2 protein-coding genes (1 of these 2 cut by a window edge) are annotated in these 13,772 nt (G+C 72.0%); both read left to right on the forward strand.

Annotation, left to right across the window (positions count from 1 at the left end; all coding sequences use genetic code 11):
* A complete protein-coding gene (locus OG395_RS44115; protein WP_266988851.1) occupies positions 1-345 on the forward strand; it encodes a hypothetical protein in 345 nt (114 codons plus the stop codon).
* Positions 342-13,772 carry the start of a hypothetical protein gene (locus OG395_RS44120; protein ID WP_327247924.1) on the forward strand. It continues 13,851 nt past the right edge of the window, so only the first 13,431 of its 27,282 coding nucleotides appear in the window; its start codon is at positions 342-344; its stop codon lies off the right edge, out of view. Before OG395_RS44115 ends, OG395_RS44120 begins: the two co-directional genes overlap by 4 nt.

The raw sequence follows: 13,772 nt of genomic DNA on the forward strand, positions 1-13,772 counted from the left end.
ATGCCCTCAAGTTTCGAAGCGTCCGCCAACGACGTCCTCGACGCGACCAAGGTGTTGCGCAATCTCACGACGCACATCGACGAAGTGGTGCAGAGGTACAACGACGGCGTGAACCAGACCAGGACCTGGTACGGGACGGATGACGACGACTTCGCCAAGAAGGCGGGCCCGCCCTACGAGAACACGGTCAAGAACGTCACCAAGGGCATGCTGGCCTTCACGGAGGCCCTCTCGGCGCTGGCGAACGGCACCGTGAAGAACGCCAACGAGTACGTCAACCACCAGGACGACGTCCTCTCCTCGATCAAGAAGGGCAACGACGGCCGGTCGGGATCCCGCGGATGAGCCCCGCGATAGACCCCGGACTCGGGGGCTGGCCCGACTGGGCCAGAAAGCTCGTCATGATCCTCACGGGCGACCTGCCCCCGAGCGCGCTGCCGCAGAAGGCCCTCGAAGCGGGCCAGGTCCACGAGCGGCTCGCCCAGGACCTCGACACGATTGTGGAGATGGCCCGCAATGCCAGCCTGAAGATCGGCGACGGCATGCCGGAGGAGGCCCGCCGGCAGTTCCAGCAGACCGTCGACAGTCTGACCACCGGCCGGGGCAAGTCGCGCCTGGACGAGTTCAAGGCACAGCTGCACGGTGTGCGGGCGGACCTGCAGGACAAGTCCCAGCAGATCTACGAGATGTACTGGCAGGTCATGGCCGCCCTGCTGCAGATGCTGGCGTTGCTGGCCTGGGTGGCGTTCCTGGCCGTGTTCGGCTTCGGCGGTCTGGGCGGTCTCTCGGAGGCCATCTTCAACCGTGCCCGCGTGGCCGTGCTGGCGAGCATCGCCACGCTCCTCCAGCGCGTCAAGGTGCTGCCGGGCGTCTTCGAGGCGTTGGAGGAGGCCCTGCTCTCGTTCGCCGTCCAGCTCGGCAACAAACTCTTCGGCAACAAGCTCTTCAGGCGGAACGACCTCGACTGGGGGTCGATCGGCAAGGACGGCCTCTTCGGGTTCTTCGCGGGCGGCATCGGCGAGATCCTCGGCGGCGCCTTCCACAAGGGCAAGGACCTCCTGTCCAAGCTGGGCAAGAACGCGAACGACTTCGGAGGCGTGAAGAACCCGCCGGACTTCGGCCAACGTGTGCTCAAGGAAGCCGGCGACAACGTCAACGACTTCGTGTCCGAGGGCTTCGGCGAGAGCCTCGGCGCGGCGGCGATGGGCCTGTTCTTCGAAGGCTTCGGGTTCACCTGGGCGACGTTCCTGGGGGCCGGCAGCAGCGGCGTCGTCGAGCGCAACCTGGAGCATGGCGCGGCGGGCGGGGCGAGCTGGCTCAGGAACAAGTTCCTGAAGCCGCCGCCGACCCCGGACGGGGTGAACTCCAGCTCCCACAACTGGCCGACCCGAAGCGCGAACCCGGACTCGACCCCGAACTCGAACTCGGACTCCGGGTCGTCCCGGAACAACGATCGCAGCAACGGCACGAACGGCCGCACGGGCCCTCGTACGGACTTCAACCCGAGCGGGCCGACCCGGCGTCCGCCCCTCACGACCTCGAACGGCGACGCCAACGGAACCGGCGGGGGAGACCCCACCCGCAACGGCGGCGGAAACCCGAACGGCAGCGGGAACCCGAACGGCACCGGTAACCGGAACGGCAGCGGATCCGGCCGCCCGCCGGTCGTGGCCACCAGCACCCAGGACCTCCCCGACATCTCCACCTACCAGCCCGGCGGTGACACCCCTCCGTCCACACCCTCGACGCCCACCCCGGACGTCGTCCGGAGCGACGCGGGCCAGGACACCTGGCAGCTCCCGAACCGGCCCCAGGGGTTCGTCGCGGACCCGGCGGGCACCCCCGGCACGCTCCCGCCGAACGGCAAGGACGGCCCTCCCCGCACCGTGACGGGTCCGGGCAGCACCGGAGTACTGCCTGGTACGGGACCTGTGAGCGGTGACGCCACCCCCGACGGGCAGCGCCCCGGACCGCAGTCCGTGCGGATGCCGGTCCCCACCGTCGAGGTGAACCCGGTCCAGGCACCCGGCACAGACCCCGCTCCCGGTACCACTCCGGTGAACCCGTCGGACCCGGCAACGGGGACCGGGCCGCGCTCCATGCCGGAGCCGAGCGTCTTCGAGACCGGCGACCTGACCTTCCCGTTGGAAGACCTGAACGACACCGGCACCATCGACACCGGCACCATCGACACGCGCACCAGCGACACCGGCACCGGCACCACCGACATCGGCACCCCCTGGTCCGGACCGGCCTCTCCTGACCAGGAGGTGCGCGGCCAGAACGAACTGACGATGGATCAGCAGGAAACCCTGATCGTGCAGGGAGTCATCCCGCGCGCTTCCGGCATGGGCGAGGACAGTCTGGTCCTCGCGCTCGGCGCCACCGCCCCCGACCTCGTCACGGGAACGCCGGCGGAGATCCGCGCCCACCTGTCGCAGGCCCTCGTCGCGGAGCTGGAGGCGGACCCCGGCGCCGGCACGCGCCCGCTGTGGACCGCCGTCGACGCGCAGGCGCAGGCCTCCGTCGCCAGCGACCGCACGGCGGACCGGCTGCGCATCGGGGACCCGCTGCCGCGGTCGGAGATCTACGCCCAGGAGCTCCGGGCCGTCAACAGGGCCTGGGGCGACGACGAACGGCGCTCGCTGGCGTACGCGATGAGCACGTACACGTCGGCGTCCGACGCCACGGACGACGTGCTGCCCCTGGTGGCCGGACAGGTCTACGGGCTCACCGTCAACGTCGTGCAGCCGAACGGCACCACGACGCTCGTCGGCTCGCCGGACGGACGCTCCGTGACCGTCGCCCGACTGCCGAGGCCCCGCCGCGCCCGAAAGTCCAGCAGGGACCGTGACCGGTGGCTGGCGGCGGCCAGGCCCGAGGAATCACCGGAGAAGCACAGGCTGTCGGACGAGGCCTTCCAGCACCACTGGGAGCAACTCCCCACGGACACCGTCGGATTCGTACGCGCGGCCACCGCGGCGCGGTCGCTGCTCGCCGATCACGGGCGCGCCGCCGGCCCGCTCACTTCCACCCCGTTCTCCGAACTCGACGCCGACGACCGCGCCGCCCGCCGCCTCGCGGTCATCCTCCACGGCTACCCCGACCTCTACCAGGACCCCGACCGCCGCGACGAGGCACTGGCCCGGGCCCAGCACCTGCTCGACGAGCCCGTTCCGGTCCGTCCGGTCACGGAGTCCTCCGTGGAAACCGGCACGATGGGCTCGGACTCCGACACTCTCGTCGACGACAGGGAGGACGACGGCGACGACGGCGACGGCAGCCGGCTGTCGATCCGCTCCTTCCAGCGCCGCTGGGACAAACTCAAGGCCGACAACGCCGATTTGGCCCAGTCCGCCGCCACGGCTCAGTCGCTGCTCGCCGAGCACGGCCGGGTCACCGACCCGCTCACTGCCACTCCGTTCTCCGAGCTCGACAACGACGCCCGCGCTGCCCGCCGCCTCACGGAGCTTCTCTACAGCGACGCCGGGCTCCGCACCGACCCCGCCCGCCGTGCCGAGGCCCGCGTCTGGGCGGTGCAACTGCTCGAAGACCCGCTGTTCCCGCACACGGCGACGCACCCCGCACCGGCCCGTCCGGTGATGGAGCCGGGCACCGTTCCCGACGACGACTCCGACACCTCCTCCTTCATCTCCTCCGTCTCCTCCGTCTCCTCGGACGAGGGCTGGGATCGGCTCCCGGACGACGAGAACTCGGACCTCGCCTACGCGGACTCCGACGCCGTGGACCTCGCGGAATCCCTTCCGCTCCTGCCTCAGCCGGACCCCGCCGAGCAGGTCGCTCAGAACGAGCCCGGTACGCCGCCCCCGCCGGCGTACGAGGAGGCCGGCGCATCGCCCGCGCAGCAGCAGCCGGAGCCGCCCTCCTACACGGCGGACCGTGCCGGCTCAGTGGAGCAGCAGTCGGAGCCGCCCTCCTACAGGGCGGACCCGGCCGGCTCACCGGCCCTGGTCTCGTTCGTCTCCAAACACCTGCGGGCGAACCGGCAGCGCACGGCCCGGCTCCTCGCGTACCAATGGTTCGACGTCAAGGCCGTGGACCGGCTGCGGCGGGAGTTGGGGTTGCGCAAGGCCGACGACCTCCTCGAACTCGCGGATACCATCGGACGGGTCCCGGAGGACCTGCCGAGGATCGCCGTCGAGATGGGACTGACGCCGGTCCGCCTCTACAAGATGGCCCGCGACCTCGGTGCGGATCCCCGCCACATCTCCGTCGTTCTCGGGCCGACCCTGCGCGAGGGCGGAGACCGGGCGGCGCGTGATCTGGCGCGTTCGGCGGGCTGGACGCTGGGGGCCCGCGACAGGCACCCCGAGGCAGGGGCCCACCCGCAGGGCAAGGGCTGGCTCCTGGCGGTCGCCGCCCACTACCGGGTGAGCTGGGAGGGACTGACGTACCCCGGCCAGGGTCTGGCCCACTATCTGGCCAGACGGGCCTCGCAAGCTCCTGTCCTGACTCGGCCCGACCACATCAACATCGCCGAGCTGGTGGAGGAGTGGGGCTGGGATCTGGGGTTCGGACCGCGGGGCGGGAGCCCCGGTACCGCCGCGTGGGAGCTCGACACCAAGACCCCGCCCCCCGGGGAGGAACCGGCTCCGTCGGTGCGGGAGCAGGCGGAGCAGGCAGCCGAGGCCTCCCGGCAGGCCGGGACTGTGGTGGACGGCCTGCTCACGGACAAGGGCGCCACGGTCGCCCCGCAGCAGCGCGCCACGCTCACCGAGACCGCAGCAGCGCACCTCTTCCTCGATCCCGCAGACACCGAGGGAGCCCGGACGGCCGCCGCGCGGCTCCTCGACGAGGCGAATGACGCCGCCGAGACCGCCGCACGCCGCACCGACCTGCCCTTCGACCCGGCGGCGTTCGACCGGCTCTGGGAGAGCGCCCGGCAGGAGGCCGTCGGGGAGAACCTGGAGTCGGCGCTGGCCGACGCGCGCGGCCTGGTGGGCCCGCTGCGCAGGCTCCCCGCGGCGATCGACCGCGACACCGACGCGTTTCTCCGCCTCAAGCCCGAGGACCAGGTTGTACGCCGCGTCGCGCACCACCTCTACACCTGGCCCGGTGACAGCGAGGGCGCCCGCGGCATCGCGGAGCGCCTGGTGCGGGACCTCCCGCCGGAGCGGCCGGGCCTGTTCGCCGGCGCCAAGTCCTCCGCCAAGAAGAAGGCGAAGAAGAGGGCCACCGCCGCCGAGTCGGGGAGCCAGGAACCCCGAACCTCCACCGGGCCCGGCACGGCCACTGCGGCCACCCCGGCCGCCGTCGGCTCCGCAGCCGCCCCGGACTCCACGGCAGGGGGGCTGTTCAACGGCATTCGACTGTCCCCCGAGAATGCGCACGAACTTGTCCGCGACGCCTACGACCAATGGCGCGCGTGGAACCCCGGCAACGATCGCTCCACCCCTGAGTCGCGCGCGGAGTTCGTCGCCGAAGCGGTGCCGTCGTTGCTCGGCTACGCCGATGAATTGTCCCGGAGCCATCCCGAGTTCGTCCTCGACGGGGGCGTCGTCGCGTTCCTGCTCTCCCACCAGCTGCATCCCGACAGCCCCGACAACCTGGGCGCGGCCACGCTGACCGGGCTCGCCCGGGAGCGGGGGGTCATGGACGCCGCCGGCCGCTCCGCGGACCTCGCGAAGGCCGTCGACGATCATCCCTGGCTCATCGCGCTGCTCGCCGCCCATCCGGATCTGCTGGACACGCTCGGAAACCCGGATCTGCAAGGCGAGGTCGGGCCATTGCTGCGCGACGGCGCCGCCGTGGAACGGATCCTGGGCGACGGGCACATGCTGCGCGAGCTGGAGACTGACCGGAATCTGCGCCACATCGTCCTGCGCAACCACCGGGTGGTCATGGGGCTGGGCGGCAACCTCGAGCTGGTGAGGCTCGTCATGGGGCACGACCAGATGTCCCTGACGAACCACCTCGTGGCCGACGTACCGCACTTCGCGGCCCTGCTCATCGACCTCGATGCCCAAGGTCCGGACGGAAAGGCCGAGTTGTTGCGGGTGCTCGGCGCCATCAAGGACAGCCTGGACCTCCAGTACGAGATGTTCGACCACCTGGAGGCCTTCGCCGACTCGAACGAGATCCACCGGCTCCTCACCGACAGGCCCCTGCTGTCCGCGATGCGAACCCACCCGGAGCAGATCAAGACCGTGTTGGGCGTCCCCGGCATGCTGGCAGCGGCGCACCTCGACCCCGGAACGCTGTCCGTACTCGACAGCGACCCCTTCCTCTCGGACGTACTCCTGGACGTGCCGGAACTGGGCAAGGAGCTGGCCGCCGACCCCGGGCTGCTGCGGGCCGCCTACGCCAACCCCCAACTGGCCGCGACGCTCTCGGATCAGCCGAACGCCCTCGCCAAGGCACTGACCTCGAAAGGTCGCGAAACCCTGGAGCGGGCGCTCGCCTCGGCCGCCCCGAATCCCACCGAAGAGGAGTCCACGTCCCGGCCGGACGCCGGTGACGGGACCGAGGCCGCTTTCCATCGGGTCCTGCGCACCGCACTCACCGGGCACGACAACCTCGTCGATAGTTTGATCGAAAAACCGGAACTGGCGAGGATCCTGACGCAGAGCCCTGATCTGCTGTCCGCACCCCACGAGTACCGGCGCCTGCTGCACCCGACACACGGTGCGGACGCCCGCTCCCTGCTCCTGAACCACGAGGACGCACTGCTCGTCCCCGGCGTGCTCCGGGCGATGCTCCGCCACCCGTCGGTCCAGGGAATCAGCCCCGCGCTGACCGACGAACTCCTCGTGCTCGCGGAGAGGTTGCGTGGCCGCCCCGAGCTGGCGGAGACGTACCACCGGAGCGGGGCATGGATGCTCCGGGCCATGGTGAGCGCCAACTCCTACGCCGTCGCGACCGCGACGGAGGGGTTCGTGGCGGCTGCCGGCCGTGACGGCCTGCTGCTCTCGGTGTTCAACGAGAACCAGGACCTCATGCGCTTGCTGCACGAGGTGCCGGACGCCCTGGCCGCGCTGACGGCGGGCGAAACGGCGCTCCTGGAACTGGCGGCGCGATTCCCGCTCGTCGTGAACGCGCTGCTGGGCACCCCGGCCGCCACCGGGGCGGGCGGGCGGCACGGTCGCGTACTGAAGGCGTTCGCGGCCGCCGCCGCGCAGACGCCCGAGACGGCGCACACCCCGGGCGCCACCACCACGCGCACGGCGGGACACTGGTCGCGCTTCCTGCTCGGCGACGAACTGCTCGACGCCCTCGCCACGGAGCAGGCCGCGCCGCTACTGCCGCTCCTCGCCACCGACGCGGAGATCTTCAACGCCGTGGTGGAGCGGCCGGCCGTCACCCAGATCATCCGGCAGCACCCCCAGCGCCTCACCGAACTCGTCGACGACCGTGTCGCCCTGCTGAGCGAGGTCAAGGCCGCCGGTGTACGGACCATGACCGAGACCGGCCTCGACATCTCGGTGCATGACGCCGCCCGGTTGCGCACCCTGGCCCTGTCCCACGAGGCCGCCCGTAACGTGCTGCGCGGCGCCCAGGATGAGACCGGCCTGCGCGTGCTCGACTCCTTGCACGACGCGTACCAGGAGATCCCCGGACTGCGGGATGCCGTCGCGACCGACGAAGGCCTCCTCCACCTGTTGTACGCGAACAAGGAACTGCTCCCCACCCTCCGTCACCGGCCGGACCTCCTCCCCGTCCTCACCGACCCCTCGCAGCACGCCCAGCGCGCGCTCCACCTCAACACGGAGCTGACCGCGGCGCTGCGCACCAACGGCCCGCTCCATCACGCCTTCGTCCAGGACTCCTTTCTGGTCGAGGAACTGGCACGGGACTGGGACTCGGGGAATCAGATCGCCCGCAACCGGAATCTCTTCCGGTTCGTGCGGATTCCGCACCTGCAGGGGGCCTTCGGCTACAAGTCCCCGGCCGAGCGCTTCATCGAGGTCAGCGAGGCCATGACCGACGCGCTGCTGCGCGACGGCCTCCGGCTCCTCCCGTCGCTGCGGGACAACGACCCCTTCTTCGAGGAACTGCTCGACCTCTACGGGGACGGTGCCCCGGAGCGGGTCCACCGCGTCGACGCGGTCGTGCGCGCCGTGACGTCCGATGCCGACAGCCCGCTCCTGGCAGCCGTCGCGAGCACCCCGGGCCTCGCCCGGATCCTCTACGACGCGCCGATCCTGGCGTCCGCGCTCACGGCGCACCCCAACGCCTTCCTCCATGCCGACGAGGTGCGCGGCCTCCTGTCCGACGCCGGCCTGGTGGCCGGCCTGGAGCAGGCGCACACCGTGACCGAGCAGATCCTGGCCTCCCGCGACCTGCTGACCGCGGTTGCCGACGAGCCGCGGCTGCCCGAGGCCATGCTCAAGGTCCCCGGATTCGCCGACCTGCTCGCCCACCACCCCGACCTGCACCCCCTCGGCGCCATGGGCCTGGCGACCGACGTCCTCGCCGACCCGAACCTGGTGCCCGCCTTGCACGGCCTCCAAGGCCTGGCCGAGGCCCTGATCGCCGTACCGGCCCTCTCCGGCCAGTTGCGCAAGCCCGGGGTCCTCTCCCTGGTCCGTGCCCACCGCGTCCTGGTACGCGACGCTCATCGGCAGACCCGGCTGTGGCGGGCCCTGGACCACCTGCCGGCGCTCGTCACGGCGGTGAACGCCGATCCCGCGCTCCTGGCCAAGGCGGCCCGCCGGGCGAACCTGCTCGACAGCATGGCCGAAGCCTCCCCGGAGCTGACTGGCGAGGATCTGCGCGACCTCTTCGCCGACGAGGCGTTCACCACCCTGCTGAACACCCAGCCCGCGCTCGCCAAGGCTGTCCTCGGCGACCCCGAACTGCTGCGGTACGGCCTCGGGCAGCCGCACTTCGAGGCCGCCGTCCTCGCCCTCGGCACCGGCAAGAAGGGAAAGCTCGGCAAGACCGCGAGGGCCGGCTCCGGCGCGCTCCGGCGCGCCGTGGACGAGTACGGTGCGAAGCACCCCGCTCCCGCGACCACATCGGAACCCGGACCGGACGCCGATCCCGTACCGGCACCCGCCCCGGCACATGTGGTCGCCCCCGAACCGGCACCCACCCCCGTGCCGTCGCCCACGCAGGCGCGGCCCGGGACGGGCGAGACACCGGCGCAGGCCGCACAGCTGGCGGCCCTCGCCGAGGCCGCCCCGCCCGTCGCCGCACTCCTGGCCCAGGACCAGGCCCTGACCGACTGGCTCGTGGACCGTCCCGCGATCCTGACCCGACTGCCCGGCCAGCCGGAACTGGCCGCCCTGCTGCTCCTGCGGCCCGACCTCGTCGAGCTGCTGGAGGAGCAGCCCGAGGACGCGTCCACCCTCACCTTCGCCCACTACGCCGCGAGGGAACCCCTCACCGGGGACCTGGACCAGGACGTGGACGGGTACCTCGGCTCCATCGACGTGGCCCTGGCGGACGACAACCGCGCGCTCGTTCGCGACGCCGTCCGGCCGGCCTGGCGCCGGGGCGACGACGAGCGCCGTGCTGCGGTGGAGGAGCGGGTCGAGCGGGTGCGCGCGCGCTTCACCGTACTGGACCCGGTCACCCCGGCGACCTGGGAGTACACCGGCCGCGTGCGGTACGCGAACCGGATGCACGAGGGCCTGCTCAGCGGACACGAGGGGCTCCTGTCCAGGCTGGCCTCGGGAGCGAAGAATCCGGAAGAGGGCTCCGCGTACCTCAACGGCGCCCTGCACGCCCACCTCGGCTCGGGCTGGGGCGGCATCTCCTACACGTACGTCGCGAATCCCGAGGACGGCACGGTGGACCTGCTGGTCTACGCGCGGGCCACGCGCCGGGCCCGTTCGGGAAACGGCTACGTGTGGGAGAACAGCGGCGCCCGGCCCAAGGACGGCCCGCTCCCGATCGAATACGCCGAGGAGGCCCCCGAGCTGATCCGCTCCCGCGAGCTGGTCGAGCGGCTGCGGACCCGGGCCGGCATCGACACGCTGGTCGACGCCTTCCGCGCCAGGCAGGGCAGGGCGGGACTCCGGACCTCGCCGACTCCGCACTCGGAAAGGGTCAGCCGGGGCCCCTGGACGCCCGAGCCCGGCCCGTCCGCCGTGCGTCGCGACGCCGCCTGGGCCGCGCGCCGGGACGACGCCCCGGTGGTGCACCTCAGCACGGAGCGGTTCGACCCGTCGCGCACCATGGCCGAGGGGCACACCACTCTGATCCGGTCGCAGATCCGGCGGATCCAGGTGACCCCGGAGGCGTGGGTCCGCGACGTGACGCTGGAACTCCCCGTCATCGGCCTGCGCACCGCCGACCGGGAGGTCTTCGAGCAGCGGCTCCAGGGCATCCTGGACCAGGCGCTGAACGACCGCGGGCACAGGTTCAAGGACTCCGGCGACCGGCTGTACGTACGCGTCGAGCTGAAGCGGGGCGCCACGCACGAAGAGGCGATCACCGTCACCTCGACCCCGAAGGGGGAGCTCCTGCCGGACGCGGACCAACTGCACCTCGACCTCGGGGAGACCGACGAGATCCTGCTCCACGAACTGCTGCACTACCTCGGTGAGTCCGACCGCTACGCCTCCGAGAACGCGGTGTTCCGCTCCTCCGCCGACTCGACGGCGGTGAAGGAGCACGGGGTCATGGCGGACCCCGAGGGCGGGCTCGTCGTCACGGAGGACTCGCTCGCCGCCATCGAGGCCGCGCACGCCTCCGGGCCCGTGCTCCGGGACCACCCGCTGCCGCGGCCCGAGCGGACCACGGCCACCGGCCCGGACGAGACTCACAGCGTCATGTTCGCCGAAGGCGTCCGGATCAGCGGCGCACAGACCGATGCGGTGCGCCCGCTGGCGCGGCGGCTCGCCGGGTACGCGCACGAGCACCGCGCGGTGCCCGGGGCCGTGCCGGACATCCGGATCGTGGGGTACGGCAACGGGCAACTGCTCGCACTCTCCTCGGCCGCCGCCCGGCAGATGGGGGAGCGGCGCGCCGAGGCCGCGGGTACGGAGCTGCTCCGTCTGGTGTCGGAGGAGCTCGGCGCGCTGGGCGCGGAGCCGGGGTTGGCGGACCGGTTCAGGTTCACCACGACCGGGTCGGCCACCTCGCACCGGGCGAGCGCCCTGCTCGAGCCGGAGCTGCGTACGAGCGGCCGCAGCGCGGTCATCACGGTCGACTACCCGGCGACGCCGGAATCCGTCACCGCCGAGCCGGAGCCGGAGCCGGAGCCCCGCCCCGAACCGCAGCCGCGGCAGGAGCCGGAGTCCCGGGGAGAGTCGCAGTCCCCGGGCGAGCCGGAGTCCGGCGCGGTCCCGGAGCCCGGCAGCGTGGCCGATACCCCGGTTGTCCAGGAGGACCCGGAGCACACCCTCGAGGCGGCCGACCCGAGCCCGCAGGGTCTGTTCCGGGCCCTGGAAACCCGGGACGCCCTGGAGCCGGGGATGCGCGACGCCGACGGACGGCCCGACCTGGCGGCGCTGGGCCGTTGGGTCGCCGCCGCCATGACCGAGGCCGACCTGCCGCCCGGGCCCGTCGACCTCAGTGGCCCGGCCATCGCCCTGAGCCAGCTCAACGGCGCCGGGATCACCCTGACCGCGAAGCAGCGCACCCAGGCGGTCCTCACCGGCAAGCTCGGCCCGGCCTCGCTGGAGGGGATCCAGCGGACCCGCTACGCCGTGGCCACGGCATCCGAGTGGCCGGAGCCGGTGTCCCGGGCCGCGTTCAACACGGTCTCCCGCATCCAGGGCATCCCCCTGGCGGACCTCAATCGCGGCTCGTCCCTGCCGGAGCCCGTGCCAGAACCCGAGCCCACACCCGCGCCAGAACCCGGCCCCGCGCCCCGGCCCACCCTGCTCCCCGCCGGGACCGTCCCCGCCGACACCGATCCGCTCGGGGCGGTGGCCCGGCCGCCCTCTGAGAAGTCCCTCGGTAAGCGCCGGTCCACGGACGAGGCCGGTAGCGAAGGGTCCGGCGTTGACGTAGAGCCGGATGCAGCCCGCGAGGAGGCGGAGTTCGAGGGAGCGGACGAGCTGAGCCCGCTGGCTGTGGCGGCCCTGGCCCGGCTGCGCCGTGAGTCTCCCGCTTCCTGGTGGGAGCAGTTGGGTAATGCTTCCAGGCTCCTTGCCCTGTCCCTGGCGGTGACGGCAGAGGAACGGGTCGCGCAGCGTGAGGCGACGGTGCTGACTGCCGCGGCTCTGTACGACACTCCGCGTGAGACGGTGGCCCTCCTCGATCACCATGGCTCCCGGCAGCCCGACAAGGGTGAGCCGCCCGTTCGGGGAACCGTTCTCCTCACAGCCCTGCACGAGGTGCTTCACGACCTGCCGGTGGGCGAGAGCCCTCGCAAGGGTGGCTCGCGGCCGGCCACCGGCTCGGCGGAGGACGGCATCGACACCCCGGGCGCCTCAGGCTCCGACCTCCGCTCCCCGGAGCACTCGGCTGCCGCGGACGTGGCGCTCCCGCCGAGCCCTGCGGTCGGTGCGCTCATGAGCGGCGAACCCGATGACCTGGCGGACGAGCTGGGCCCGGTGCCCCGGCCGGAGCGGACCCCGGAGCACCAGGATCCAGCGCCTGCGTCCCCTTCCGAGTCCCTCCCGGCCGCACTCTCCGAGCCCCTCCCCGTAGTCGGCCCGGTTCCGGTCGCCGACATGTCCACGACGGACTGGATACGTGACCGGGATGTCCGGGACGAGGATCTCCTGTTCGCGCCGCCTGAGGCGTTCACTACGTCGAGTCTGAGGCAGTACGGCGGGGCCGGCACGTTCGATCTGCCCGATGGGCGTCTTCACGGGGCGATTCGTGAGGCGATTGTGCAGGCGGTCCCCGAGGGCGTGCGTGAGGGTGTGCGGCGGGCGCTGGACGACCGGTTCTCGGTGGAAAGTTTCATCAGTGAGTTGCCGCAGGCGATCGGTGACCGTCTTGTTCTGGGTCTGCATGTGGGCGGCAGGTATTTCGAGGCGGCTGTGCGGGTGCGGGTGGGTGACTGGCGTCAGATCACCGATCCGCATGGTCGTCGTCTTCCTGGGACCGAGGGGTATCTGCCGCTGACGGTGTCCGGGAAGCGGGAGCCGCGTACTCGTCAGCTCCTGGAGTCGGGTGAGTCGGTGGGGAGCAGCCGGACCCGGGCACACGGCATTGCGCTGCCTGCTGCGATGCTGCTCAATCACTCGCTCGATGCGATTCCGCATCTCAGTTCGGCGGCGGCGGTGTTCAGTTCGGTGCTCGCCGGGTACAACGCGGCGTCGACGAGCACCGTCTCCTCCGGAGCGACCACCGCCCGCTATACCAAGGGCACCTACCGGGCCGTCGACTTCCTGTATGACGTGCTGTACGACGTCACCGTTCAGGGCGCCGGCGGGTCGATGGTGCCGGGGCAGAACCAGGCCGTTCTGGAGGGGGCGTTGGTGGGGCGGCACGACCGGCGGTTGTTGCGGAGCCGGCCCAGGCCGTCGCAGGGGGTCACCCACGCGACGTCCGGGTGGTGGCAGGCGCCTGTGCCGGCCACGCCGTCCAGCGGGGATGCGGGCACTGCTCTGCTCCGCAACGCTCTGGAGAATGTGGGGCAGCACCGGGCGCGCACCGCCCAGGACACCACGGCCTACCAGGAGTGGTGGCCGGTGGAGCAGGGCGGTCCCGACCTGGCACCCACGCAGGTGACCCCGAACCAGTTGCACGCCCCGTTGCGGGTGCCTCGTACCTCGGTCGTCGAGTCCTTCGATCACACCGAGGAGCTGCGCCGCGCCGTGTTCTCCGTACTGCCCGACTCGATGTCACGGGTCGGGACGCCGGAGAAGACCGCGGTCGACGCGTTCACCGCTGTCCATTCGATC

Origin of the sequence: Streptomyces sp. NBC_01320, assembly GCF_035974375.1 — a bacterium.
Lineage (GTDB): Bacteria > Actinomycetota > Actinomycetes > Streptomycetales > Streptomycetaceae > Streptomyces > Streptomyces yanii.

Coding starts and splice junctions, on each gene's coding strand:
- OG395_RS44115 (WP_266988851.1), top strand. CDS start 1: ATGCCCTCAAGTTTCGAAGCGTCCGCCAACGACGTCCTCGACGCGACC.